21 protein-coding genes and 1 tRNA gene are annotated in these 24,155 nt (G+C 72.1%); 13 read left to right on the forward strand and 9 right to left on the reverse strand.

What is annotated here, in order from left to right:
• Positions 1–69 precede the first annotated feature (69 nt).
• Both ACIQPT_RS22530 and ACIQPT_RS22535 read left to right on the forward strand, forming a co-directional pair.
• Positions 70–1,155: an S-(hydroxymethyl)mycothiol dehydrogenase gene (locus tag ACIQPT_RS22530; RefSeq protein WP_401157794.1), complete on the forward strand. Its 1,086-nt coding sequence runs from the start codon at positions 70–72 to the stop codon at positions 1,153–1,155.
• Positions 1,155–1,784 carry an MBL fold metallo-hydrolase gene (locus tag ACIQPT_RS22535; RefSeq protein WP_401157796.1) on the forward strand — a complete coding sequence of 210 codons (630 nt, stop codon included), beginning with the start codon at positions 1,155–1,157 and terminating at the stop codon, positions 1,782–1,784. The genes ACIQPT_RS22530 and ACIQPT_RS22535 overlap by 1 nt, the downstream gene beginning before the upstream one ends.
• A 12-nt stretch (positions 1,785–1,796) precedes the next feature.
• Here the strand turns inward: ACIQPT_RS22535 and ACIQPT_RS22540 are convergent, their stop codons facing one another.
• Entirely contained in the window at positions 1,797–2,735 is a 939-nt protein-coding gene (locus ACIQPT_RS22540) for an RluA family pseudouridine synthase (protein WP_401157798.1), read from the reverse strand.
• Between the two features lie 62 nt (positions 2,736–2,797).
• Positions 2,798–2,885 (reverse strand) — tRNA-Leu (locus tag ACIQPT_RS22545).
• A 184-nt stretch (positions 2,886–3,069) separates the two neighbouring features.
• Here ACIQPT_RS22545 and ACIQPT_RS22550 point away from each other — a divergent pair.
• The 3 genes from ACIQPT_RS22550 to ACIQPT_RS22560 all read left to right on the forward strand — a co-directional run bounded on the left by ACIQPT_RS22550 (position 3,070) and on the right by ACIQPT_RS22560 (position 5,751).
• Positions 3,070–4,404, forward strand: coding sequence for a M20/M25/M40 family metallo-hydrolase (locus tag ACIQPT_RS22550; RefSeq protein WP_401157799.1), 1,335 nt, complete (start codon positions 3,070–3,072; stop codon positions 4,402–4,404).
• Positions 4,405–4,556: 152 nt separating this feature from the next.
• Entirely contained in the window at positions 4,557–4,790 is a 234-nt protein-coding gene (chpH, locus tag ACIQPT_RS22555; RefSeq protein WP_006123411.1) for a chaplin ChpH, read from the forward strand.
• A 139-nt stretch (positions 4,791–4,929) separates the two neighbouring features.
• Positions 4,930–5,751, forward strand: a complete 822-nt coding sequence (locus ACIQPT_RS22560) for a chaplin (protein WP_401157801.1) — start codon at positions 4,930–4,932, stop codon at positions 5,749–5,751.
• A gap of 71 nt (positions 5,752–5,822) precedes the next feature.
• Here ACIQPT_RS22560 and ACIQPT_RS22565 read toward each other — a convergent pair whose 3' ends face one another.
• Positions 5,823–6,011 carry a DUF5703 family protein gene (locus ACIQPT_RS22565; RefSeq protein ID WP_003970138.1) on the reverse strand — a complete coding sequence of 63 codons (189 nt, stop codon included), beginning with the start codon at positions 6,009–6,011 and terminating at the stop codon, positions 5,823–5,825.
• Positions 6,012–6,058: 47 nt separating this feature from the next.
• Between ACIQPT_RS22565 and ACIQPT_RS22570 the strand changes: the two genes are divergently transcribed.
• The gene (locus tag ACIQPT_RS22570; protein ID WP_401157803.1) at positions 6,059–6,724 is read left to right on the forward strand and encodes a hypothetical protein; all 666 of its coding nucleotides are present in this window, start codon (positions 6,059–6,061) and stop codon (positions 6,722–6,724) included.
• A gap of 91 nt (positions 6,725–6,815) precedes the next feature.
• On the opposite strand, the gene ACIQPT_RS22575 is transcribed toward ACIQPT_RS22570, so the two are convergent.
• On the reverse strand, positions 6,816–9,113 hold the full coding sequence (locus ACIQPT_RS22575) for a helix-hairpin-helix domain-containing protein (RefSeq protein WP_401157804.1): 2,298 nt from the start codon (positions 9,111–9,113) through the stop codon (positions 6,816–6,818).
• On the reverse strand, positions 9,110–10,093 hold the full coding sequence (locus tag ACIQPT_RS22580; protein WP_401157805.1) for an aldo/keto reductase: 984 nt from the start codon (positions 10,091–10,093) through the stop codon (positions 9,110–9,112). Before ACIQPT_RS22580 ends, ACIQPT_RS22575 begins: the two co-directional genes overlap by 4 nt.
• Positions 10,094–10,231: 138 nt before the next feature.
• On the opposite strand from ACIQPT_RS22580, the gene ACIQPT_RS22585 reads away from it, so the two are divergent.
• Both ACIQPT_RS22585 and ACIQPT_RS22590 read left to right on the forward strand, forming a co-directional pair.
• Entirely contained in the window at positions 10,232–11,281 is a 1,050-nt protein-coding gene (locus tag ACIQPT_RS22585; protein WP_097976827.1) for an LLM class F420-dependent oxidoreductase, read from the forward strand.
• A gap of 225 nt (positions 11,282–11,506) precedes the next feature.
• Positions 11,507–12,295: a ferritin-like domain-containing protein gene (locus ACIQPT_RS22590; RefSeq protein WP_401157806.1), complete on the forward strand. Its 789-nt coding sequence runs from the start codon at positions 11,507–11,509 to the stop codon at positions 12,293–12,295.
• 29 nt (positions 12,296–12,324) lie between these two features.
• Here the strand turns inward: ACIQPT_RS22590 and corA are convergent, their stop codons facing one another.
• On the reverse strand, positions 12,325–13,317 hold the full coding sequence (corA, locus tag ACIQPT_RS22595; protein ID WP_401157808.1) for a magnesium/cobalt transporter CorA: 993 nt from the start codon (positions 13,315–13,317) through the stop codon (positions 12,325–12,327).
• Positions 13,318–13,364: 47 nt separating this feature from the next.
• On the opposite strand from corA, the gene ACIQPT_RS22600 reads away from it, so the two are divergent.
• The 5 genes from ACIQPT_RS22600 (at position 13,365) to ACIQPT_RS22620 (ending at position 20,084) form a co-directional block, all read left to right on the forward strand.
• Entirely contained in the window at positions 13,365–14,087 is a 723-nt protein-coding gene (locus tag ACIQPT_RS22600) for a histidine phosphatase family protein (RefSeq protein WP_401157810.1), read from the forward strand.
• 81 nt (positions 14,088–14,168) lie between these two features.
• Positions 14,169–14,759 carry a DUF3090 domain-containing protein gene (locus tag ACIQPT_RS22605; RefSeq protein WP_030085580.1) on the forward strand — a complete coding sequence of 197 codons (591 nt, stop codon included), beginning with the start codon at positions 14,169–14,171 and terminating at the stop codon, positions 14,757–14,759.
• The gene (locus ACIQPT_RS22610; RefSeq protein ID WP_401157812.1) at positions 14,723–15,562 is read left to right on the forward strand and encodes an SCO1664 family protein; all 840 of its coding nucleotides are present in this window, start codon (positions 14,723–14,725) and stop codon (positions 15,560–15,562) included. Before ACIQPT_RS22605 ends, ACIQPT_RS22610 begins: the two co-directional genes overlap by 37 nt.
• 113 nt (positions 15,563–15,675) lie before the next feature.
• Positions 15,676–16,905 (forward strand): cysteine--1-D-myo-inosityl 2-amino-2-deoxy-alpha-D-glucopyranoside ligase, encoded by a 1,230-nt coding sequence (gene mshC, locus ACIQPT_RS22615; RefSeq protein WP_401157814.1) that lies wholly within the window; start codon positions 15,676–15,678, stop codon positions 16,903–16,905.
• A 113-nt stretch (positions 16,906–17,018) separates the two neighbouring features.
• Complete coding sequence (locus ACIQPT_RS22620) at positions 17,019–20,084, forward strand: NPCBM/NEW2 domain-containing protein (protein WP_401157815.1); 3,066 nt, start codon at positions 17,019–17,021, stop codon at positions 20,082–20,084.
• 102 nt (positions 20,085–20,186) lie between these two features.
• Here ACIQPT_RS22620 and ACIQPT_RS22625 read toward each other — a convergent pair whose 3' ends face one another.
• From ACIQPT_RS22625 to ACIQPT_RS22635, 3 genes are all read right to left on the reverse strand, one after another.
• Complete coding sequence (locus ACIQPT_RS22625) at positions 20,187–21,248, reverse strand: PAC2 family protein (protein WP_401157816.1); 1,062 nt, start codon at positions 21,246–21,248, stop codon at positions 20,187–20,189.
• 100 nt (positions 21,249–21,348) lie between these two features.
• Entirely contained in the window at positions 21,349–22,407 is a 1,059-nt protein-coding gene (locus ACIQPT_RS22630) for an LLM class flavin-dependent oxidoreductase (protein WP_401157818.1), read from the reverse strand.
• A gap of 133 nt (positions 22,408–22,540) precedes the next feature.
• Positions 22,541–24,151, reverse strand: coding sequence for an FAD-dependent oxidoreductase (locus tag ACIQPT_RS22635; RefSeq protein ID WP_401157820.1), 1,611 nt, complete (start codon positions 24,149–24,151; stop codon positions 22,541–22,543).
• Positions 24,152–24,155: the final 4 nt, after the last annotated feature.

A 24,155-nucleotide genomic window follows, 5' to 3' on the forward strand; every position in this document is an offset into this window, starting at 1 on the left:
GGGTCTCCCAAGGCGTACGGTGGTCCGCGATCGATCTTCGCGAAGCGCGGGAGCAGGGAGAGCACGGTTATGGCACAGCAGGTGCAAGCGGTCATCGCACCGGGCAAGAACGAGCCGGTCAGGGTCGAGACGATCGTGATCCCGGACCCCGGTCCCGGCGAGGCCGTCGTGAAGATCCAGGCATGCGGCGTCTGCCACACCGACCTGCACTACAAGCAGGGCGGCATCAACGACGAGTTCCCCTTCCTCCTCGGCCACGAGGCCGCGGGCGTCGTGGAGTCGGTCGGCGAGGGCGTCACGGACGTCGCCCCCGGCGACTTCGTCATCCTCAACTGGCGTGCGGTGTGCGGCCAGTGTCGCGCCTGTCTGCGCGGCCGCCCCTGGTACTGCTTCGACACCCACAACGCCAAGCAGAAGATGACGCTGCTCGACGGCACGGAGCTGTCGCCCGCCCTCGGCATCGGCGCCTTCGCCGAGAAGACCCTCGTCGCCTCCGGCCAGTGCACCAAGGTCGACCCCGAGGTCTCCCCGGCCGTCGCCGGACTGCTCGGCTGCGGTGTCATGGCGGGCATCGGCGCCGCCATCAACACCGGCCAGGTCGGCCGCGGCGACTCGGTCGCCGTCATCGGCTGCGGCGGCGTCGGCGACGCGGCGATCGCCGGAGCCCGGCTGGCCGGCGCGGCGAAGATCATCGCGGTCGACATCGACGACCGCAAGCTGGAGACGGCGAAGAAGATGGGCGCCACCCACACCGTCAACTCCCGCTCCACCGACCCGGTCGAGGCCATCCGCGCCCTCACCGACGGCAACGGAGCCGACGTCGTCATCGAGGCCGTCGGCCGCCCGGAGACCTACGAACAGGCCTTCTACGCCCGCGACCTCGCCGGAACGGTCGTCCTGGTCGGCGTCCCCACCCCGGACATGAAGCTCGAACTGCCCCTCCTGGACGTCTTCGGCCGCGGCGGCTCGCTCAAGTCCTCCTGGTACGGCGACTGCCTGCCCTCCCGCGACTTCCCGATGCTCGTCGACCTCCACCAGCAGGGCCGTCTCGACCTCGCCGCCTTCGTCACCGAGACCATCGGACTCGGCGACATCGAGCAGGCCTTCGCCCGGATGCACGACGGCGACGTCCTCCGCTCGGTGGTGGTCTTCTGATGGCCGCCCGTATCGACCACCTCGTCACCTCCGGCACCTTCGCCCTCGACGGCGGCGAGTGGGACGTCGACAACAACGTCTGGATCGTCGGCGACGACACCGAGGCGATCGTCATCGACGCCGCCCACGACGCCACCGCCATTGAGGCCGCGCTCGGCGGCCGGACGCTGCGCGCCATCGTCTGCACCCACGCGCACAACGACCACATCGACGCCGCCCCCGCCCTCGCGGAGGCCACCGGCGCCCCGATCCTCCTCCACCCCGACGACCTGGAGCTGTGGGGACAGACCCACCCGGACCGGGCCCCCGACGCCGAACTGACCGACGGCCAGGAGCTGGAGGTGGCGGGCACCACCCTCACGGTGCTCCACACCCCGGGCCACGCCCCCGGCGCGGTCTGCCTGTACGCCCCCGGCCTCTCCACGGTCTTCACCGGCGACACGCTCTTCCAGGGCGGCCCCGGCGCCACCGGCCGCTCCTTCTCGTCGTTCCCCACGATCATCGACTCGATCCGCGACCGGCTGCTGACGCTCCCGGGCGACACGGCCGTCCGCACCGGCCACGGCGACCCCACCACCATCGGCGCGGAGGCCCCGCAGCTCGACGACTGGATCAAGCGCGGCCACTGAGGGCCGCCTACGTCACCCCTCCGGCCAGGCGGAGAGCCGCAGCCCGCTCACGAAGCGGCGCGGCTCCCCGCCGACCGGATCGGTGAACTCCAGCACCCGCGCCAGCAGTTGCAACGGCCGCGAGAAGTCATCTGCGGAAGCCTCCGCCTCCACCACCGGATACAGCGGATCCTGGACGATCGGCAGCCCCAGCGCGTTCATATGGACCCGCAGCTGATGCGTCCGCCCGGTAGCGGGCAGCAGCCGGTAACGCCCGAGCGGCCCCCGGTGCTCCACCAGCTCCACCCGGCTCTCACTGTTCGCCTCACCCGGCTCCTCCCGGGCGGCCAGCACCCCGCGCTCCTTCACGATCCGGCTCCGTACGGTCCGCGGAAGGACCAGCTCCGGGTCGTACGGGGCCACCGCCTCGTACTCCTTCCGCACCAGCCGGTCCCGGAACAGCGTCTGGTACGCGCCCCGGTCCTCGGGCCGCACCACGAACAGCACGAGCCCCGCGGTCAGCCGGTCCAGCCGGTGCGCGGGCTGCAGCGCCGGCAGGTCCAGCTCCCGCCGCAGCCGGGCCACCGCGGTCTCGGTGATGTGCCGCCCCCGGGGCATGGTCGCCAGGAAGTGCGGCTTGTCCGCGACCACGAGACGCTCGTCCCGGTGGACGACCCCGACCGGGAACGGCACCGGCTCCTCCGGCGCGAAGTCCCGGTGGAACCAGAGATACCGCCCGGCGGCGTACGGCTGATCGCCCCGCACGGCGACCCCGTCGGCCCCCACGAACCGCCCGGCCGCCAGCATCTCCGCCACCCGGCCCGCCCCGATCGCCCCGCCGAAGCGCGCGACCAGATGCTCCCCGACGGATGTCCGGGCCCCGTCCGGATCCTCCGGCAACCGCACCCGCACCGCGTCGATCCCGTTCCGCTGGGGGAGCGGCGAGGCGGGCGGCTTCCTGCGGCCCCTCATGGTCGTACCTCTCCGTCGCGGGCCGGTGACGCAAAAGAGCCCCACCGAAGTGGGGCTCCTGCTGGTGTCCGAGGGGGGACTTGAACCCCCACGCCCGATAAAGGGCACTAGCACCTCAAGCTAGCGCGTCTGCCATTCCGCCACCCGGACAAGGTGTCTGTCTCGCGGGCCCGTGCCCGTTCCGACGTGGAAAACCATAGCAAACATTCAGGGGTGCTCGATCACGCCCCGATCGCTGTGAACGGTGCGTGACGGGGGGTGCGCGGCCTTGGGTGTACGCCGTGGGCGCGGGAGGATGAGGAGGAGCACCACAGCGACAGTGGAAGGAACCAGCGTGAGCGAGAGCAGCACGGGCAAGGCCGTCACCGGCGGCAACGCCGAGAGGGAGGTCGTCGACCTCTGTCGTGACCTGATCCGGATCGACACCAGCAACTACGGCGACCACTCGGGCCCCGGCGAGCGGCTCGCGGCCGAGTACGTCGCGGAGAAGCTCGCGGAGGTCGGCCTGGAGCCGCAGATCTTCGAGTCGCACAAGGGGCGGGCCTCCACCGTCGCCCGGATCGAGGGCGAGGACCCCTCCCGTCCGGCGCTCCTCATCCACGGGCACACCGACGTCGTCCCGGCCAACGCGGCGGACTGGACGCACGACCCGTTCTCCGGCGAGATCGCGGACGGCTGCGTCTGGGGTCGGGGCGCGGTCGACATGAAGGACATGGACGCGATGACCCTCGCGGTCGTCCGTGAGCGGATGCGCACCGGCCGCAAGCCCCCGCGCGACATCGTGCTCGCCTTCCTCGCGGACGAGGAGGCCGGCGGGACGTACGGGGCGCGCTACCTCGTCGACCACCACCCCGGGCTCTTCGAGGGCGTGACCGAGGCGATCAGCGAGGTCGGCGGCTTCTCCTTCACCGTCAACGAGAACCTGCGGCTGTATCTGGTGGAGACGGCCCAGAAGGGCATGCACTGGATGAAGCTGACCGTGGACGGCACCGCCGGACACGGCTCGATGATCCACAAGGACAACGCCATCACCGAGCTGTCCGAGGCGGTCGGGCGGCTGGGCCGGCACAAGTTCCCGGTGCGGGTCACCAAGACGCTGCGGCACTTCCTGGACGAGCTCTCGGACGCGCTGGGCACCGAGCTGGACCCGGAGAACATGGACGAGACGCTCGCCAAGCTCGGCGGCATCGCCAAGCTCATCGGCGCCTCCCTCCAGAACACCGCCAACCCCACCCAGCTCGGCGCGGGTTACAAGGTCAACGTCATCCCGGGCCAGGCGACCGCCCACGTCGACGGCCGCTACCTGCCGGGGTACGAGGAGGAGTTCCTGGCCGACCTGGACCGGATCCTCGGCCCCAACGTGCGGCGCGAGGACGTGCACGCGGACAAGGCCCTGGAGACCACGTTCGACGGCGCCCTGGTCGACGCCATGCAGACCGCGCTGGTCGCCGAGGACCCGATCGCCCGTGCCGTGCCGTACATGCTCTCGGCCGGCACCGACGCCAAGTCCTTCGACGACCTCGGCATCCGGGGCTTCGGCTTCGCCCCGCTGAAGCTGCCGCCGGAGCTGGACTTCGCCGGGATGTTCCACGGCGTCGACGAGCGGGTCCCGGTCGACGGTCTGCAGTTCGGCGTGCGGGTGCTCGACCGGTTCATCGACCACTCCTGACCGCCCCATGACCGATTCGCCACTGATTCGTCCACCTGTACGGACATGTCCGAACGAGTGAAACGAGCCGTTCACACGTAGCCCCGCCCCACCCTCCTCGTTACAAGGTTTGCGGTCCGCGGCTGGGACCGCATTTCCAACTAGGAGGAATAATGATCAAGAAGGTCGTCGCAGTTGCGGCTGCTACGGGTGGCCTCGTTCTCGCGGGTGCGGGCATGGCTTCCGCCGACGCGGGCGCCCAGGGTGCTGCCATCGGCAGCCCCGGCGTGCTCTCCGGCAACGTCGTCCAGGTTCCGGTCCACGTGCCGGTCAACGTGTGCGGCAACACGGTCTCCGTGATCGGTCTGCTGAACCCCGCCTTCGGCAACACCTGCGTCAACGCGTGACGTTGAACGTCAACCCGTAAGGGTTTGAGCTCGGCCGGTCCCGGAGTGCACTCCATGCACTCCGGGACCGTTCGGCATTCGGCTCCCGCACGGTCATGTCCGGGGGTTTTTCGTAAGGCAGAAGGCAGGAAACGAACCTATGCGACAGGTCACTCGTAAAGGCCTGATCACCATGGCGGCGGCGGGCGGAGTGCTCGCGCTCAGCGGTGGATACGCCCACGCCGACTCCGGGGCGGCCGGCACCGCGTCCGGCTCGCCGGGCGTGCTGTCCGGCAACTCGGTCCAGGTCCCGATCGACATCCCGGTCAACGTCTGCGGAAACTCCGTCAGCGTCGGCGGACTGCTCAACCCCACCGGCGGAAACGACTGCGGAAACGGATCAGCAGAATCCGGCCGCTCCAGTGACCGCTCGGCCGCTCCGGAGACCCGCTCGGTCCCCGGGGGCTCCGGTAACGGCGCCCAGGCCGGCGACACCACCGCCTCGGACCGGACCTCCGGCGCCTCGGACCGGACCTCCGAGCCCGGTACCGGCCGTCACCGGGCACCGGGCGGCGGCGCCACGGCCGAAGGGATCGCCCAGGGCTCGCCCGGCATCCTCTCCGGCAACGCGATCCAGGCGCCGATCGACATCCCCGTGAACCTCTGCGGGAACAGCGTCACCATCGGCGGGCTGCTGAACCCCGCCTTCGGCAACAGCTGCTTCAACGACGCAGAGCTTCCGCCTCCGCCGCCCGAGGAGCCCGAGGTTCCCCCGGTCACGCCGGAGACACCGGAGACGCCGGTCACCCCGCCGGTCGACCAGCCGCCCGAGCCGAATGCTCCCGAGACCCGGAACATTCCGCGGGAGCAGCTCGCCCAGACCGGTGGGGGCGGGCTCGAACTGCTCATCCCGGCCAGTGCCGGCCTGCTGCTCGCCGGTGCGGGATCGGTTCTCTACCGCCGCTCGCGCAGCGCCGCCTGACCCGGGCGCGCACCGCACGGCACAGCTCACGCAAAAGGAGCGGGCCCCGCGACCGCGGGGCCCGCTCCCTGTCACCAGGTGGCCCGTAGCTGACGGATGATCCGTCTGCGCAGCCGCACCCTGCGGCTGCCGTCCCTGCGGAGCGTCAGGCGGTCCAGTTCCCAGTGTCCGTACTCGGCGTGGTCGGTCAGGAGTCGGGCCGCTTCCTTGCGGGAGACCCCGCGCGGCACGTACACGTCGACGAATTCGTATTCCGGCATCGCATCTATTGTGCGGGCAGCGCCCCGGTACGGATAGCGTCTGCACTATGTCTGATGCTGCGCAGCCCACCGCTGCCGAGGTACGTGCCGCCGCCGAAGCGGTCAAAGCCGCGATCGACCGTCACCTCGACGCGGTCGAACGCCGTACCGGGGACGACGACCCCGCCGTCTACGACGCGTTCAACGCCCTTGCCGCTGCCGCCGAGGTCTACGACGAGCTCCTCTACGACCGCTACGACGAAGTCACCCCCTTCGAGATCCCCGGCGCGGACGACTCCCTGCCGCCCTACGCCGGCCCTGCGGAGCCCAGCGCGCTCAGCGTCCTGATCCGGCGCGACTACGTGGTCGCGGAGCCCCCGCGGCTGCTCGCACAGGCCCAGCGCCTCGCCGACCTCGACACGGGTCCGGACGACGGCCCGGACGCGGCCCCGGTGGTCGGCACCAGCGTCCACTCCGCGCTCGGTGTGCTCTTCGGCGAGTACGAACCGGACGAGATCGCCTCCCGTCACAAGGAGTTCGGTCTGGAGGAGGGCGACTCCACCCTGTGGGTCTCGGCCGGGGAAGCGCCGCCGGAGCCGGGGGAGTGGCTGGGCGCCCCGTTCGAGGACGCCGACCCCGAACTGGTGGTCTGCCGCTTCGACGTCAGCGCGGTCTTCGACGAGGAGGACGAGTCGGACGAGGACTTCGCCGGGCCCGCGGTGGGCGGCCTCTGACCCCACTCCCGCGACTCTTCTCCCGCACCGGACGTGACGGTGGGGCCCCGGTGCACCGTGCACCGGGGCCCCACCGCTGTCCTCATCCGTTCTACGGAGCCGCGTCGGGCGTCGGGAGCGCCTCCAGCAGGGGGCGCAGCCGGGTCGTCCGCTCCTGGGCCGGGACCTGCGCCACCGCGTGCGGGAGCGCCTGGTCCACCCCGTGGACCACGGAGAGATGCCGCTCGCCCCGGCCGAACGCGGTGTACACCCACGGCCGGCTGAGCCCCTGCGCGGCGTCGCCCGGCAGCACCACGACCGCGGCGGGCCAGCGCATCCCGGCCGCCTGATGGGCGCTGAGGGCCCAGCCGTGCCGCACCGACGCCTCCACCCGCTCCTGCGGTACGAGGACGGGGACGCCGCCGCAGTCCAGCCGCAGCCCCTCGGCGTCGGCCGAGCGCACCACCCCGGGCACCGCACGACCGGGCGCCGGCACATGGACCACCCGGTCGCCCGGGTCGAAGCCGCCGAACCGGCCGGGGCCCGGGTTGAGCCGCTGCTTCAGCGCCTCGTTCAGCGCCCTGGTCCCGGCGGCCCCGCCGTGGCCCACGGTGATCACCTGGGTCTCCTCGGCGGGGATGGAGAACGCCCGGGGCACCGAGTCGGCGACCAGCTGCACGGTGCGGTGGACCGCCTCGCCCGCGTCGCGGACCGGGACGATCACCACCTCCTTGCCCGGGGCGTCGACCTGGTTCAGCTCGCCGATGCCGATGCCGGAGACCAGCTCGCCGATCGGTCCCGGGTCCGGGGTGCGGGAGACGACCTGCGGACAGGCGCGGGCGGCCAGCACATCGGCGAACACCCGGCCGGCGCCCGCCGAGCCCAGCACGCCCGGGTCGCCGCTCAGGACCAGCCGGGTGCCGTCGGCCAGCGCCTCGACCAGGACCGCCGCACCCTCCACGTCCAGCTGCGGGGCGTCCAGCACGACCAGCAGGTCCAGGGCCAGCGCCCCGTCCTCGTCCCGGCCGGGGCCCTGCGCGCCGGACAGCAGGCCCGCCAGGGTGACCGCCGTGTCGGGATCGCCGGTGGCCGCCGCGAGCCTGTGGCGGCCGTCCTCGCTGTGGGTCGCGCCCAGGGCCCGCAGGCCCAGGCCGCGCGCCGCCGCGATCAGTGCGGCGGGCTCGGCCCGCGCCGCCTCACCGCCGCTGTGCGCGACCAGCCCGGCGGCGGCGGTCGTACGGATCAGCTCGGCGGCCGACGGGCTCGGTGCGGAGGCGGCCGCCTCCGCCCAGTCGGCCTTCTCACAGGCGTTGACCAGCCGGGCCAGGCCGTCGGCGAGACTCTCCTCGGCCAGGGCGTAGCGGTCCAGGCCCAGCAGCACCTGGACCGGCTCCCGGGGCGCGTCGGCGTCCTCCGCGAGGCCCGCCCCGTCCGCCGCGCCTTCTTCATCCCCTTCGCCGTCCGGCTCCGGCTCGTCGCCTTCCTGGAAGACCAGGGCGACGCCTTCCTCGACGGCGTCCCGCACCGCCGCCTCCGGGTCGGTCACGGCACGCTCGGCGAGCGCCGCCCGTACGGCCCCGGTGTCCAGCGCCGTGTGGCCCTGGAGCGCGGCACGCTCCAGCAGCCAGCCGACCAGGGCGGCCGTCCGGCGCCCGTCGTCCGGACCGCACTCGGCGCCCAGCAGGGCCCGGGCGAAGCCGTCGGCCTGCTCCGGCCGCACCCCGGGCACCGCCAGCAGCTGCCAGGGGTCGGTGCGCAGCAGCTCGGCCGCCTGCTCGCCCAGCACCCCGACGGCCGGGCGGGCCAGCGCCTCGGGGGCCCCGCCCTCCACGAGCACCGCGCGCACCGCGTCCAGGACCTCCGGCGGGGCGGCCTGCGCCACGGGGGCGGCGGTGGGCACGGCGGCCCGCAACGGCTGTGCGGCTGCCGCCGGAGCGGGACGCCGGGCGGCCGGGGCGGTGGCGGGGGAGTCGAAGAACTGGGTCCCCGCCTTCTCGCCGCTCTCCACGGCCCGGACGGCCGCGAGCAGATCGGCGGCCGTACCGCTCAGACCGGTGCCGGCGGCGATGGGCGCGGCCTTCTCCGCCTTGCGCTTCTCGATCCGCTCCCGCAGCTCGCGCTGGGCGGCCAGCTCGGCCTGCGCCTCCGAGAGCTCGGCGGCGGGTGCCGCGTCGGCGGCCTTGTCGGCAGTCCCGTCGGCTGTGCTGTCAGCAGCAGTGGCATCGGTATCGGTATCGGCGTCCGATCCGTCGGCAGCCGTCTCGGCTCCGTCAGCAGTCGCCTCGGCCGCCTCGGCCGGGGTGTCCGACGGCTCGGCGGCCTCGGGCGCTTCGGTGTCCGGCGAGGACACGGCGTCCTGTGGTGTGTCCGTGCCGACGGTGCCGGGGGTCTCCCCGGGAAGCGCAGTCACAGCGTGCTCCAGTCCTGATCGGGATAGCGGTGCACGGGCGCCGACACATCGTCGAGCGCCTGGCAGATCTCGTAGGGAAGACTAAGCGCCTCCACTGACAAAGCCTCCGCGAGCTGACCGGCGTTGCGCGCACCGACGATCGGCGCGGCCACCCCGGGCCGGTCCCGGACCCAGGCGAGCGCCACCTGGAGCGGGCTCGTCGCCAGGCCGTCCGCCGCCGTCGCCACCGCGTCGGTGATCCGGGACGCCGCGTCGTCGAGATAGGGCTCGACGAACGGGGCGAGCCGCTCGGACGCGCCCCGGGAGTCGGACGGGGTGCCCTGGCGGTACTTGCCGGTGAGCACACCGCGCCCCAGCGGCGAGGACGGCAGCAGCCCGATCCCGAGGTCCAGCGCGGCGGGCAGCACCTCGCGCTCGATGCCCCGCTGGAGCAGCGAGTACTCCATCTGCGTACTGGCCAGCCGGGTGCGCACCCCGGGCGCGGCGAGCTGCCAGGTGGCGGCCTTCGCCAGCTGCCAGCCGCAGAAGTTCGACACGCCCGCGTAGCGGACGCGGCCCGAGGACACGGCCAGGTCCACCGCCTGGAGCGTCTCCTCCAGCGGGGTGGCCGGATCGAAGGCGTGGACCTGCCACAGATCCACGTAATCCGTGCCGAGCCGCTCCAGGGACGCGTCCAGGGCGGCCAGGAGGTGCCCGCGCGAGCCGTTGAAGCGGCGGTAGGGGTCCGGGACGTTGCCCGCCTTCGTGGCGATGACCAGATCCTGACGGGGGACCAGGCTGCCGACCAGCCGCCCGAGCAGATATTCGGCCTCGCCGCCCCCGTACACATCGGCGGTGTCCACCAGGGTGCCGCCCGCGTCCCAGAAGGCCTTGAGCTGGTCGGCGGCGTCGTGCTCGTCCGTGTCCCGGCCCCAGGTGAGGGTGCCGAGCCCGATCCGGGACACGCGAAGGCCGGTACGGCCGAGATGCCTCTGCTCCATGGGCGCTGAGATTACTGGCCAGGGCCCCACCGGGTGGAGGCCTGTGGACAACCGGAGGTCCGCCGGGCCTGCCGGATCGCCGCCACCCGCGCTAGAGTCCGGAGAAAGGGACGTTACTGATCAGTAAGGGGAGCGGCTATGCGGCTCGGCATCAATCTCGGTTACTGGGGCGCCGGCATGGACGGCGACAACCTCGCCGTCGCGCAGGAGGCCGACCGGCTCGGCTACGACGTCTGCTGGGCGGCCGAGGCGTACGGCTCCGACGCCCCGACCGTGCTGACCTGGGTCGCGGCCCAGACCGAGTCGATCGACGTCGGCTCCGCGATCATGCAGATCCCGGCCCGTCAGCCCACCATGACGGCGATGACCGCCGCCACCCTCGACTCGCTCTCCGGCGGCCGCTTCCGCCTCGGCCTCGGGGTCTCGGGCCCGCAGGTGTCCGAGGGCTGGTACGGCGTGAAGTTCGACAAGCCGCTGGCCCGCACCCGCGAGTACGTGGAGATCGTCCGCAAGGCGATGACCCGCGAGCGCGTGTCGTACGAGGGCGCGCACTGGACGCTGCCGCTCCCCGGCGGCCCGGGCAAGCCGATCAAGCTCACCGTGCACCCCGAGCGCGAGCACATCCCGCTCTACATCGCCGCGATCGGCCCCAAGAACCTGGAGCAGACCGGCGAGATCGCCGACGGCGCCCTGCTGATCTTCCCCTCCGCCGAGCACCTGGAGGAGACCGCGATCCAGCCGCTGCGCGCGGGCCGGGAGAAGGCCGGCAAGACCATGGAGGGCTTCGACGTCAGCCCGACACTGCCGCTCGCCGTCGGCGACGACGTGACCGGCCTCGCCGACATGTTCCGTCCGTACACCGCCCTGTACGTCGGCGGCATGGGCAGCCGGAAGCAGAACTTCTACAACCAGCTCGCCCAGCGCATGGGATACGAGAAGGAGGCCGCCGAGATCCAGGACAAGTACCTCGGCGGGGACAAGGCGGGCGCCGCCGCGGCCGTTCCGCACCAGCTGATCGACCAGACCGCGCTGCTCGGCCCGGTCGAGCGGATCGCCGACCGGATGCAGGCCTACGCCGCCGCCGGGGTCACCACGCTCAACCTCGCCCCGGCCGGCTTCACCCTGGAGGAGCGGCTCACCGCGCTCCGCGCCGGCACGGACGCCCTGGAGCGCTCCGGCCTCGCCTGACGGAACCCGGGACAGCACTACGGCCGTGGTGGGGGCTCGGGGGTCTTCCCCGCCACGGCCGTCACCCGGAACAACGCGCCGCACGCCCAGGGGTTACGCCGCCCCGGCGGGCGCTGTCCGTGGCAGCTCCGGTTGCCGACTGCCGTGCGGCGCATTTGACTCTCCCTGCGGACTACTGCTCCGCGGACCTCGGCTCCGCGGGCAACGGGTACGGAGGTGGCCGTCATGCTCTCAGCGCAGACCCTGTTCCAGGAGATTCTGGACAACGACGAGTCCTACCGGCTCTTCTGTTCCATCGCTGCGAGCGGCGAGGCCCAGGGCGGCTGGGAGAACGCCCGCATCGCCGCCCTCGTCCCGGAGAACCGCCGCGACCTGGCCCCCAAGATCGTCCGGCACGGCGCCGATGAGGACAAGCACGGCCGGATCTTCAACGCCCTCCTGAAGAAGCGCGGACTGCCGCCCGTCGAGGTCCCGCCGGAGACCGACTACACGATGCTCCTGGAACAGCAGGGCATCGGCCTCGCGCACTCCCGGCTGCGCGGCGAGGAGCGGCTTACCGAGCGCGACATCATCACCTATCTGGCCCACAGCCGCGTCACCGAGCAGCGCGCCTCCGAGCAGATGCGGCTGCTGCGCCGCTACTTCGCCGACCACCCCGACATCGGCCGCGCGGTGAAGATGATCTCCAACGACGAGGACAACCACCTCGCCTACTGCCACGAGGAACTCCTCGGCCTCGCCCGCGCCGGCCACGGCCGGACCATCCAGCGGATCATGCGCGAGTGCGCCCTGGCCGAGATCCGGGTCTACCGCGACGTCAGCCTCGCCGTGATGGCCAACATGGGGCGCGTGCTCGGTTGGTCGCGCCCCAAGGCCGCCGTCCTCGCCGCGGGCATCCACGCGATGTACGCGTACGAGCGCCTGCTCGGCTGGCGGCGCATGGTGAGCCTGGAGATGCCGCGGCGGCGTGACGCGCTGGGGAGCCCCGCCGTACCGGAACGCGAATACGCCTGAGGCCTCGTGGCCCCCGGGAACGCGGGCCCTCAGAGCCAGCCGCGCCGCTTGAACAGCCGGTGGAGGCCGAACACGGCGCAGACCATCAGCGCGACCACCACCGGGTAGGTCCACACCCAGTGCAGCTCCGGCATGTGGTCGAAGTTCATGCCGTAGACGCCCGCCACCATCGTCGGGACGGCGGCCATCGCCGCCCAGGCGGAGATCTTGCGCATGTCGTCGTTCTGCCGCACGCCCATCTGCGCCAGATGCGCCGACAGGATGTCCGAGAGCAGCCGGTCCAGCCCCTCCACCTGCTCGTTGGCGCGCGTCAGATGGTCGGCCACGTCCCGGAAGAACGGCTGCGCGTGCTCGTGGACGAACGGCACGCCCGCCCCCGCGAGCCGGGCCATCGGCGCCGTCAGCGGACCGGCCGCCCGGCGGAACTCCAGCACCTGCCGCTTGAAGGTGTAGATCCGGGCCGCGGTGTTCTTCGAGTCGCCGCCGCTCGGGGCGAAGACCTGCGTCTCCAGCTCCTCCAGGTCGACCTGGAGCTCGGCCGCCACCTCCATGTAGTGGTCCACGACCGCGTCGCTGACCGCGTACAGCACCGCTGTCGGGCCGTGCTTCAGCACCTCGGGCTCGGCCTCCAGACGGCGGCGCACGGCCGCCAGCGGGGCGCCCTCGCCGTGCCGGACCGTCACCACGAACGAGTCCCCTATGAAGACCATCAGCTCGTCGGCGCTGACCGTGTCGCTCTCCGGCTCGTAGACGACCGGCTTCAGCACCGCGAACAGCGAATCGTCGTACACCTCCAGCTTCGGCCGCTGGTGCGCCCGCAGCGCGTCCTCCACGGCCAGCGGATGCAGCCCGAACTCCTCACGGACGCGCTCGAACTCCTGCTCCGTCGGCTCGTGCAGCCCGATCCAGAGGAACGCGTCCGACGAGGCCCGCGCCTCGTCCAGGGCCTCGGAGAAGTCGTCGGGCCGTTCGGTACGGCGCCCGTCCCGGTAGATGGCACAGTCCACGATCACGGCGGGCATTCTTCCCCCTGACCGGCCTCCACGCACCTCCGCCTACGCTGGCGGGTATGCCCACGCTGATCCTCGTACGCCACGGACGCTCCACCGCCAACACCGCCGGAGTGCTCGCGGGCCGCACCCCCGGTGTCCTCCTCGACGAACGCGGCGCCGAACAGGCCGCGGCCCTCCCCTCCCGGCTCGCCGCCCTGGCCCCGGTCCTCGCCGTCAGCAGCCCCCTGGAGCGCTGCCGGCAGACGCTCCAGCCGCTCCTCGACGCCCGCCCCGGCCTGCCCCTGCACACCGAGGACCGCATCAGCGAGTGCGACTACGGCCACTGGTCGGGACGGAAGCTGGCCGAACTCGCCGACGAGCCCCTGATGTCGGTGGTCCAGCAGCATCCCTCCGCCGCCGCCTTCCCCGGCGGCGAGTCCATGCGCGCGATGCAGGCCCGCGCCGTCGACGCCGTACGCGACTGGAACGACCGCGTCGAGGCGGAGCACGGCGAGGACGCCACCTACGTCATGTGCTCGCACGGCGACATCATCAAGTCCCTCGTCGCCGACGCGCTCGGCATGCACCTGGACCTCTTCCAGCGCGTCCACGTCGACCCCTGCTCGGTCACCGCGATCCGCTACACACGGCTGCGCCCCTTCCTCCTGAGGCTCGGCGACACCGGGAATCTCGACTCCCTGGCACCCCGCGAACAGTCCGTCGGGGCGGACGCCGCCGCCTCGCCCACCGCTGACGGCACGTCGGACGCGGCGGTCGGGGGCGGCGCGGGCGCGCCGTGATCGCTCCGGGCAGTAGGGTGGACGCGCCGTAGCGCCGCCCCAACGAACCATCCCCACCATCGAAGCTCAAGGGAGCAGGACGTGTCCCGTCAGGTGTTCCTCTACGACCCACCGGACCGATTCGTGGCCGGTACGGTCGGGTTGCCTGGCCGCCGTACGTTTTTCCTGCAGGCGTCCTCCCAGGGCCGGGTCACCAGCGTGGCCCTGGAGAAGACCCAGGTCGCCGCTCTCGCCGAGCGGATCGACGAACTGCTCGACGAGGTCGTGCGCCGGACCGGGGGCAACTCCCCGGTGCCCGCGGTGGCCCCCACCGACGTCTCCGACACCGCGCCCCTCGACGTTCCCGTCGAGGAGGAGTTCCGGGTCGGCACCATGGCCCTGGCCTGGGACGGCGAGGAACAGCGCATGATCGTCGAGGCGCAGGCCCTCGTCGAACTGGACGCCGACTCCGAGGACGACCTCGCGGAGGCCGAGGAGAAGCTCCTCCAGGACGAGGAGAACGGCCCGCCGATGCTCCGCGTCCGGCTCAGCGGCGCCCAGGCCCGGGCCTTCGCCAAGCGCGCCCTGGACGTCGTCAACGCCGGCCGCCCGCCGTGCCCGCTGTGCAGCCTGCCGCTCGATCCGGAAGGACACGTATGCCCGCGCCAGAACGGATACCGTCGCGGAGCCTGACGGACACCGAGCTGCTCACCCTGCTCACCGAGGGCACGATCACCGTCCTCGGGCAGGTCGGCGGGGCGTCCAACGCCGTGCTGCACTGCACGGTGGCGTACGAGGGCGAGGAACGCACCTGCGCGTACAAGCCGGTCGCGGGGGAGCAGCCGCTCTGGGACTTCCCCGACGGGACCCTCGCCCAGCGGGAGGTCGCCGCGTACGAGATCTCCCGGGCGACCGGCTGGGACCTCGTGCCGCCGACCGTGCTGCGGGAGGGGCCCTACGGGCAGGGCATGTGCCAGCTCTGGATCGACGGCCCCGGGGACGGTGAGGACGCCCCCGAGCTGCTGGCGCTCGTCGAGGGCGAGGAGCCGGGCGATGGCTGGAAAGCGGTGGGCTTCGCGGAGGTGGGGGAGGGGAGGACCGCGCTCCTCGTGCACGCCGACGACGCCCGGCTGCGGCGGCTCGCCGTGCTGGACGCGGTGATCAACAACGGTGACCGCAAGGGCGGGCACCTGCTGCCCGCCCCCGGCGGACGGCTCTTCGGCATCGACCACGGCGTCACCTTCAACGCGGACGACAAGCTGCGGACCCTGCTCTGGGGCTGGGCGGGCGAGCCGCTGACCGAGGAAGCCCTCCAGGTGCTGGCCCGGCTCGCCGCGGAGCTGGCACCGGGCACGGTCCTCGCCACCCGGATGGCCGAACTCATCACGCCGGCCGAGCTGGAGGCCCTGCGCGAGCGGGTCGCCGGGCTGGTCAAGAGCGCCGTGCACCCGCAGCCGAGCGGCCAGTGGCCGCCCATCCCCTGGCCGCCGGTCTAGCGCGGAGGCAAGGACCCCTACCGCCTGCCAGAGGTTTGACGCAAGAAGGCCTCTTCGGACAGGTTTCCGGTGCCGGTTCGTATCCGGAAGCATCGTCCGGTTACGCTCATGACATGCATGCCTGGCCCGCTTCTGAGGTCCCCGCCCTGCCTGGCAAGGGCCGCGACCTTCGGATCCACGACACCGCGACCGGCGGACGGATCACCCTTGACCCCGGTCCCGTCGCCCGCATCTACGTCTGCGGCATCACGCCGTACGACGCGACCCACATGGGTCATGCGGCGACCTACAACGCGTTCGACCTCGTTCAGCGCGTGTGGCTCGACACCAAGCGGCAGGTTCACTATGTCCAGAACGTGACCGACGTGGACGATCCGCTGCTGGAGCGGGCCGTGCGCGACGGTCAGGACTGGACCGAGCTCGCGGAGCGCGAGACGGCGCTCTTCCGCGAGGACATGACCGCCCTGCGGATGCTGCCCCCGCGGCACTACATCGGAGCGGTCGAGGCGATACCGGGCATCGTGCCCCTCGTCGAACGCCTCCGGGACGCGGGCGCCGCCTACGACCTGGACGGTGACGTCTACTTCTCCGTCGACACCGACCCGCACTTCGGCGAGGTCTCCGGCCTCGACGCCGAGGCGATGCGGCTGCTCTCCGCCGAGCGCGGCGGCGACCCGGAGCGCCCCGGCAAGAAGAACCCCCTCGACCCGATGCTCTGGATGGCCGCCCGCCCGGGCGAGCCGAGCTGGGACGGGGCCTCGCTCGGCGCGGGCCGCCCCGGCTGGCACATCGAGTGCGTCGCCATCGCGCTCGACCACCTCGGCATGGGCTTCGACATCCAGGGCGGCGGCTCCGACCTCGCCTTCCCGCACCACGAGATGGGCGCCTCGCACGCCCAGGCGCTGACCGGCGAGCACCCGTTCGCCAAGGCGTACGTCCACGCCGGCATGGTCGGCCTGGACGGCGAGAAGATGTCCAAGTCCCGGGGCAACCTGGTCTTCGTCTCGGCCGTGCGCCGCGACGGCGTGGACCCGGCGGCCATCCGGCTCGCCCTGCTCTCCCACCACTACCGCTCCGACTGGGAGTGGACCGACCAGGTGCTCGCCGACGCCGTCGAGCGCCTCGCGCGCTGGCGGGCCGCCGTCTCGCGCCCCGACGGGCCGTCCGCCGACGCGCTCGTCGAGGAGGTCCGCGAGGCCCTCGCGGACGACCTGGACAGCCCCGCCGCGCTGGCCGCGGTGGACCGCTGGGCCGTGCTCCAGGGTGCGGAGGGCGGCACGGACGAAGGCGCGCCGGGCGTCGTCTCCCGTACCGTCGACGCCCTGCTCGGCGTCGCGCTGTAGGGGTTTTCCCGCCCGCCCGATGGCTCGAACCGGTCTCGGACTTCTCTACGAAGTTCGAGGCCGGTTCCTTTTTGTCCATGGTCACATGCTCGAAGTTGCGCTAAAAGCTCACTATGCAAACATCAACACGCATGAGAGCGGCAGCAGTTGCTGCGTTGCTCGGACTGTTCGCGGTCCTCTCCGGGCCCGGCGGGGCCCACGCCGACGAGGCCCCGCCGGTGAGCACGGAGACCACCACGGTCGGGGACGTGACCGGATTCCGGGCGGACGGGGCGGTGTACCGGCTGAGCGCCGGACAGGCCGAGGCCAAGGTCAGCTTCGTCTCGGAGGAGACCTTCCGGATCGAGCTGGCCCCCGACGGGAAGTTCACCGATCCCACCGGCGACGACATCGTCCTGCCGCAGGGCAAGCCGCCCCGCACCCGCTGGAAGGACCGCGGCGACCGCTACGAGCTGTCAACCGACGAGGTCACCCTGCGGGCCTACAAGAAGCCGCTGCGCTTCTCCCTGCACCGGGCCGACGGCAGCCTGATCTGGTCCGAGGCGAAGGGCCTGAGCTGGACCGGTGAGCAGACCGTCCAGACGCTCGCCCGGGGCGCCGGGGAACAGTTCTACGGGGCCGGGATGCAGAACGGCCGCGGCAACACCTCCCACCGCGACAAGACCGTCGAGGTCGCCGTCGACTACAACTGGGACGACGGCGGCCACCCCAACTCCGTCCCGTTCTACCTCTCCTCGGCCGGCTACGGCGTCTTCCGCAACACCTACGCACCCAATACGTACGCGTTCACCGATCCGGTGACGACCAGTGCGAAGGAACAGCGCTTCGACGCCTACTACTTCGCGGGCGAGGGCGCCGACGCGGCCAAGGACGTCATCGGGCAGTACACCGACCTCACCGGCAAGCCGTTCCTGCCGCCCGTCTACGGCATGGAGATCGGCGACGCCGACTGCTACCTCCACAACGCCAACCGGGGCGAGCGCCGCACCCTGGACTCGCTGAAGGTCGCCGACGGCTACGTCGAGAACGACATGCCGAACGGCTGGATGCTCGTCAACGACGGCTACGGCTGCGGCTACGAGGACCTGGAGGAGACCGCCCAGGGCCTGAAGGACCGCAACATGGAGCTCGGCCTGTGGACCGAGGACGGCATCGAGAACCTCGCCGCCCAGGTGAAGGCCGGGCAGCGGGTCGCCAAGCTGGACGTCGCCTGGGTCGGCGAGGGCTACAAGTTCGCCCTCGACGGCTGCAAGGACGCCTACAAGGGCATCGAGGACAACAGCGACGCCCGCGGCTTCACCTGGGCCCCGGAGAGCTGGGCGGGCGCGCAGCGCTGCGGAGTCCAGTGGTCCGGCGACCAGTCCGGCACCTGGGAGTACATCCGCTGGCAGATCCCCACCTACGCGGGCGCCACCATGTCCGGCCTCGCCTACACCACCGGTGACGTCGACGGTATCTTCGGCGGCAGCGCCAAGACGTACACCCGCGACCTCCAGTGGAAGATGTTCCTCGGCACGACGATGACCATGGACGGCTGGGCCGCCATGGACAAGCAGCCGTTCCGCCACGGGGAGCCGTACACCTCCATCAACCGCGACTACCTCAAGCTCAAGGAGTCGCTGCTGCCCTACCAGTACTCCTACGCCCACGAGGCCACCAAGACCGGGGTCGGCATGGTCCGCCCGCTGGTCCTCGAATACCCGGACGACCCGAAGGCGTCCACGGAGGCCGCGAAGTACGAGTTCCTCTCCGGCGAGCACTTCCTGGTCGCGCCCGTCTACCAGGACAGCACTGAACGCAAGGACATCTACCTCCCCCAGGGCACCTGGATCGACTACTGGAGCGGCCGCACCTACGAGGGCCCCACCGCCATCGACACCTACAGCGCCCCGCTCGACACCCTGCCGCTCTTCGTGAAGGCCGGCGCGGCCGTCCCGATGTGGCCGGGCATCCGCTCCTACCGCGACCGCACCGCCGACTCCCCGCTCGCCTGGGACGTCTACCCGCAGGGGAACACCTCCTTCACCCTGTACGAGGACGACGGCGTCACCCGGCAGCACCGCGACGGCAAGTACGCCACCCAGCGCGCCGACGTCCGCGCCCCGCAGCACGGCGCGGGCGACGTCTCCGTCACGATCAACGAGAGCCGGGGCGGCTTCACCGGCAAGCAGACCGCCCGCCCCTACGAGTTCACCGTCCACACCGGCTCCGAGCCCCGCTCGGTGAAGCTGGACCGGACGCTGCCCGAGCTGACCTCGAAGGCCGCGTACGACAAGGCACGGCAGGGCTGGTGGTACGACCGCGACGACCGGGGCGGCGTGGTGCACGTGAAGACCGCGCCCCTGAGCACCGCGAAGAAGTTCACGGTGAAGCTGCTGGGCACCAGCGCGGTCGGCGGCAAGAAGGCCTCGGCCGCCGCCACCCTCACCGTCCCCGCGGGCCAGGAGGTCGGAGCGGGAACACCCGGCACGGTCCTGGTCGACGTGACCGCGGGCAGCACCGCCCTCACCGACACCTCGGTCTCCCTCCAGCTCCCCGGGGGCTGGAAGGCCACCACGGCGAAGGTCTCGGGCCGGATCCCGGCGGGCGAAACGCGACGGGTCGAGGTGGCCCTCACCCCGGCGAAGGACGCCGAGGTACGGGAGACCACGCTGACGGCCCTGGCCCGCTACCGGGCCGGCGGTGACGCCCGGGCGAGTCAGCAGCGGCTCGCCGTCTCCGTCCTGCCGCCGGCGCCGGAGGGCGAGGCCTGGGCGAGCGATCTCGTCTGGCTCTCCGAGACCAACGGCTACGGCCCGGCCGAACGCGACCGCTCCAACGGGGAGTCGGGCGCGAGCGACGGGAAGACGCTGACCCTCGCGGGAAAGACGTACGAGAAGGGCATCGGCACCCACGCCGACTCCGACATCGCGCTCCACCTCGGCGGCCGGTGCACCGCGTTCACCGCCGACGTCGGGATCGACGACGAGATCGACGGCTACGGAGAGGTCGCGTTCTCCGTGGAGGGCGACGGCAAGGTGCTGTGGACCTCACCGGAACTGACCGGAGCCTCGGAGACCCTGCCGGTGGACGTGAAGCTCGACGGCGTACGCCAGGTGCGGCTCAAGGTCACCGACACCAACGGGTCCAAGACCGGGGACCACGGCGACTGGGCGGCGGCGAAGTTCCACTGCGCCTGAGCCGGACCCCGACGAACCGACAGGGGCGCCGCACGGGATCAACTCCCGTGCGGCGCCCCGCCGTTCATACCGCTGCCGTACCGCTGCCGTACCGCTGTGCGGTCAGTCCTCCTCGGGAGTCTCCCCGGGGCCTTCGTCGGGGCTGTCGTTCCCCGACGCCTCGTCAGGACCCTTGGGGCCCTTGTCGTCGGCGGTCTTCCCCGGCCCCCGCCCCGGCTCCGGACGCGGCGGCTTCGGCGGGCGGGTGCGCCCGCTGGAGGGGTCACGCAGATACGACACGTCGCCGGTCTCCGTCGCATGCCCGCCCGGCCCCGGTCCGGGACCACCGTCCCGCCGCCGCAGATAGCGCTCGAACTCCCGGGCGATGGCCTCGCCGGACGCCTCGGGAAGCTCCGCGGTGTCCCGCGCCTCCTCCAGCGTCTGCACGTACTCCGCGACCTCGCTGTCCTCCGAGGCCAGCTGGTCCACCCCGAGCTGCCAGGCCCGCGCGTCCTCGGGCAGCTCGCCCAGCGGGATGCGCAGCCCGATCAGGTCCTCCAGGCGGTTCAGCAGGGCCAGCGTCGCCTTCGGGTTCGGCGGCTGCGACACATAATGCGGGACCGCCGCCCACAGGCTGACCGCGGGCACCCCGGCATGCGTGCACGCCTCCTGGAGGACCCCGACGATGCCCGTGGGGCCCTCGTACCGCGTCTCCTCCAGGTCCATCGTCCGCGCCAGATCCGCGTCGGAGGTGACCCCGCTCACCGGCACCGGCCGGGTGTGCGGGGTGTCGCCGAGCAACGCGCCCAGGATGACGACCATCTCGACGCCCAGCTCATGGGCGAAGCCGAGGATCTCGTTGCAGAACGACCGCCAGCGCATGGACGGTTCGATCCCGCGCACCAGGACCAGGTCCCGGGGCTTGTCCCCGCCCACCCGCACCACGGAGAGCCGCGTCGTCGGCCAGGTGATCTTCCGCGTGTTGCCGTCCAGCCACACCGTGGGCCGGTTGACCTGGAAGTCGTAGTAGTCCTCGGCGTCCAGCGCCGCGAACACCTCGCCCTTCCACTCCCGGTCCAGATGACCGACCGCTGTGGAGGCGGCGTCCCCGGCGTCGTTCCAGCCTTCGAACGCGGCCACCATGACCGGGTCGATCAGCTCGGGCACCGACTCGAGCTCGATCACCCGGGCCTCCTTCCGATGTCTCCATACGTACGGAGCAACCTTACGGCTTCCCGGGCCCCCGGCCGCAGCCCTCTTGCACGGCCGGGTGAACACTGTTCGATCACTCCCAGAGCGAGGACGGCGCCTGACGCCGCACCACCGGGGCGATCTCCTCCGCGAACCGCTGGAGCGTCTCCAACTGCTCCGGCCGGCCGAGACCGAAGCCGTCCACGGTGATCGACTGGAGGTCGTGGCGGTAGACCTCGTGCCAGCCGAGGATCTTGTCGATGATCTGCTGCGGACTGCCGATCAGCTGCGGGCCGCCCTCGATCGCGTCCTCGATCGTGCGGAACGGGGTGTTGTAACCGGCCTTGCCCGCGAGATGCGGCTTGAAGGTCTGCCGCACCTTCGCCTCGTACAGCTCCTTGTACCGCTCCACGGCCGCCTGCGAACTGTCCGCGATGAGCAGCCCGCCCGAACCCGCCGCCACCTTGGCGTCCGCCGGATCGTGCCCGTACGCCTCGAACCGCTCCCGGTAGTGCGCGATGAGCTTCGCGTACGCCTCACGCGGCTGGATGGCGTTCGCCGTGAACAGCGGATCGCCGTGCTCGGCCGCCAGCTCGGGGGAGTTGAGGCTGGTCGCCGAACCGTGCCAGACGCGCGGCGGCCCGTCGTACGGGCGTGGCACCGTCGTCACGTTCTTCAGCGGCGGCCGGAACTCGCCCTCCCAGTCGACGCCCTCCTCGCTCCACAGCCGGCGCAGCAGCTCGTACTTCTCCTTCTGGAGGTCCCACTGCCGCTCCTCGTCGAGCCCGAACAGATCGAAGTGGCCCGCCTCCGCGCCCTTTCCGACGACCAGTTCGATACGGCCCCGGGATATCTGGTCGAGCGTCGCGAAGTCCTCCGCCACCCGGACCGGATCGAGGATCGCGACGACGGTCACCCCGGTGAGCAGCCTGATGGTGCGCGTACGGGCCGCGATCGCGCCCAGTACCACGCTCGGGCTGGAGGAGAGGAAGGCCCCGGCGTGCCGTTCGCCGACGGAGTACGCGTCGAAGCCGAGCCGCTCCGCCACCGCGGCGGTATCGATCACTTCCTCGAACCGGTCGGCGGCGGGGGGAAGGTCACCGGTCAGCGGGTGCGGGTCGTGGCCGATCAGGGAGAGCACGGAGAATCTCATGAACTCCACTGTGCTCGCGGCACATTGCGCGCGTATGGCGGGAGTGTGGCGCGGATGACGGGGGCCCGCGCATGCCGACGGGGGCGGCTCCCGCGAGGAAGCCGCCCCCGTCCGCCCTACCCGTGGGGGGTGGTCAGTCCCGGTCGGCCAGCATCTTCTCGACGCCGTCGCGGACGTCGTCCGTCGCCAGGCCCCGGATCGTCAGCGTGGTCCGGCGGCGCAGCACGTCGTCCGCCGTCTCGGCCCACTCGTGGTCGCGGGCATAGGCGACCTGGGCCCAGATCTCCGGGGCGTCCGGGTGGACGCGCTCGGCCAGCTCCGGACTCTCGTTCGCCAGGCGGGCGATGTCGAAGGCGAGCGAACCGTAGTGCGTGGCCAGGTGCCGGGCGGTGTCCGGCGCCATCCGGGGGCCGGGCGTGCCGCCGTCGATCAGCAGCCGGTGCGCGACCGCGTTCGGGTTGGCGATACCGGGCAGCGGCAGCTTCCTCGGCAGCCGGTTCATCGGCTCCATGTCCTCGGCCAGCGGGTGCCCCGGCAGGGCGGCCAGCTTGTTCATGACGGTGCGGCCGATGTGGCGGAAGGTCGTCCACTTGCCGCCGGCGACCGACAGCATCCCGCCGCGGCCCTCCGTGACGACCGTCTCGCGCTTGGCCTTGGAGGTGTCGCCGGGACCGCCGGGCAGCACCCGCAGACCCGCGAAGGAGTACGTGATCAGATCGCGCGACAGCTGCTGGTCCTTGATCGAGAACGCCGCCTCGTCGAGGATCTGCGCGGTGTCGGACTCGGTCACCGAGACGTCCGCCGGGTCACCCTCGTACTCCTCGTCCGTCGTGCCGAGGAGCAGCATGTCCTCCCACGGCAGGGCGAACGTGATGCGGTACTTGTCGATCGGGGTGGCCAGCGCCGCCCGCCACGGCCGGGTCCGCTTGAGGACCAGGTGCGCGCCCTTGGAGAGGCGGATGGAGGGGGCCGCGTTCGGGTCCTCCATCTTCCGCAGGTGGTCGACCCACGGGCCGGTGGCGTTGAGCACGAGCCGGGCGGTGACGCCGAACTCGGTGCCGTCCGTGCTGTCCTTCAGATCGGCGCCGGTGACCCGGCCCCGGGTGAAGCGCAGCCCGGTGACGGCCGCGTGGTTCAGGACGACCGCGCCCGCCTCGGTGGCCGCGCGGACCGTCATCAGCGCCATCCGGGCGTCGTTCATCTGGTCGTCGCCGTAGACCGCGACGGCCTTCAGATTGTCGGTGCGCAGCTCGGGCACGTCGCGCGACGCCTTGGCCGGGGAGATGACATGGCCGACGCCGTCGCCGAACGCGGAGAGCGCGGAGTAGGCGAAGACGCCCGCGCCGAGCTTGGCCGCGCCGTGCGGGCCGCCCTTGTAGACCGGCAGGTAGAAGGTGAGCGGGTTGGCCAGGTGCGGGGCCACCTCGCGGGAGACCGCGCGGCGCTCGAAGTGGTTCTCCGCGACGAGCTTGACCGCACCGGTCTGGAGGTAGCGCAGGCCGCCGTGGAGGAGCTTGGAGGAGGCGGAGGAGGTGGCGCCGGCGAAGTCGCCGGCGTCCACCAGTGCCACCCGCAGCCCGGACTGCGCGGCATGCCAGGCGGTGGAGATGCCCAGGATGCCGCCGCCGATGACCAGGAGGTCGTACGTGGCCCGGGACAGCTGGTCCCGGGTCTCGGCGCGGCTCGGCAGCGAGCCGGAGGCCGGGTGCGTTCCGAGGGCGGGAACGCTCTGCAGGGTGGTCATGGTG

It is taken from the genome of Streptomyces sp. NPDC091289 (assembly GCF_044757365.1).
GTDB lineage: Bacteria > Actinomycetota > Actinomycetes > Streptomycetales > Streptomycetaceae > Streptomyces.

Coding starts and splice junctions, on each gene's coding strand:
- corA (WP_401157808.1), bottom strand. CDS start 13,317: ATGCCCGCCGTGATCGTGGACTGTGCCATCTACCGGGACGGGCGCCGT.
- ACIQPT_RS22630 (WP_401157818.1), bottom strand. CDS start 22,407: ATGAGATTCTCCGTGCTCTCCCTGATCGGCCACGACCCGCACCCGCTG.
- ACIQPT_RS22565 (WP_003970138.1), bottom strand. CDS start 6,011: ATGCCGGAATACGAATTCGTCGACGTGTACGTGCCGCGCGGGGTCTCC.
- ACIQPT_RS22560 (WP_401157801.1), top strand. CDS start 4,930: ATGCGACAGGTCACTCGTAAAGGCCTGATCACCATGGCGGCGGCGGGC.
- ACIQPT_RS22540 (WP_401157798.1), bottom strand. CDS start 2,735: ATGAGGGGCCGCAGGAAGCCGCCCGCCTCGCCGCTCCCCCAGCGGAAC.
- ACIQPT_RS22585 (WP_097976827.1), top strand. CDS start 10,232: ATGCGGCTCGGCATCAATCTCGGTTACTGGGGCGCCGGCATGGACGGC.
- ACIQPT_RS22600 (WP_401157810.1), top strand. CDS start 13,365: ATGCCCACGCTGATCCTCGTACGCCACGGACGCTCCACCGCCAACACC.
- chpH (WP_006123411.1), top strand. CDS start 4,557: ATGATCAAGAAGGTCGTCGCAGTTGCGGCTGCTACGGGTGGCCTCGTT.
- ACIQPT_RS22635 (WP_401157820.1), bottom strand. CDS start 24,151: ATGACCACCCTGCAGAGCGTTCCCGCCCTCGGAACGCACCCGGCCTCC.
- ACIQPT_RS22590 (WP_401157806.1), top strand. CDS start 11,507: ATGCTCTCAGCGCAGACCCTGTTCCAGGAGATTCTGGACAACGACGAG.
- ACIQPT_RS22580 (WP_401157805.1), bottom strand. CDS start 10,093: ATGGAGCAGAGGCATCTCGGCCGTACCGGCCTTCGCGTGTCCCGGATC.
- ACIQPT_RS22610 (WP_401157812.1), top strand. CDS start 14,723: ATGCCCGCGCCAGAACGGATACCGTCGCGGAGCCTGACGGACACCGAG.
- ACIQPT_RS22570 (WP_401157803.1), top strand. CDS start 6,059: ATGTCTGATGCTGCGCAGCCCACCGCTGCCGAGGTACGTGCCGCCGCC.
- mshC (WP_401157814.1), top strand. CDS start 15,676: ATGCATGCCTGGCCCGCTTCTGAGGTCCCCGCCCTGCCTGGCAAGGGC.
- ACIQPT_RS22620 (WP_401157815.1), top strand. CDS start 17,019: ATGCAAACATCAACACGCATGAGAGCGGCAGCAGTTGCTGCGTTGCTC.
- ACIQPT_RS22530 (WP_401157794.1), top strand. CDS start 70: ATGGCACAGCAGGTGCAAGCGGTCATCGCACCGGGCAAGAACGAGCCG.
- ACIQPT_RS22535 (WP_401157796.1), top strand. CDS start 1,155: ATGGCCGCCCGTATCGACCACCTCGTCACCTCCGGCACCTTCGCCCTC.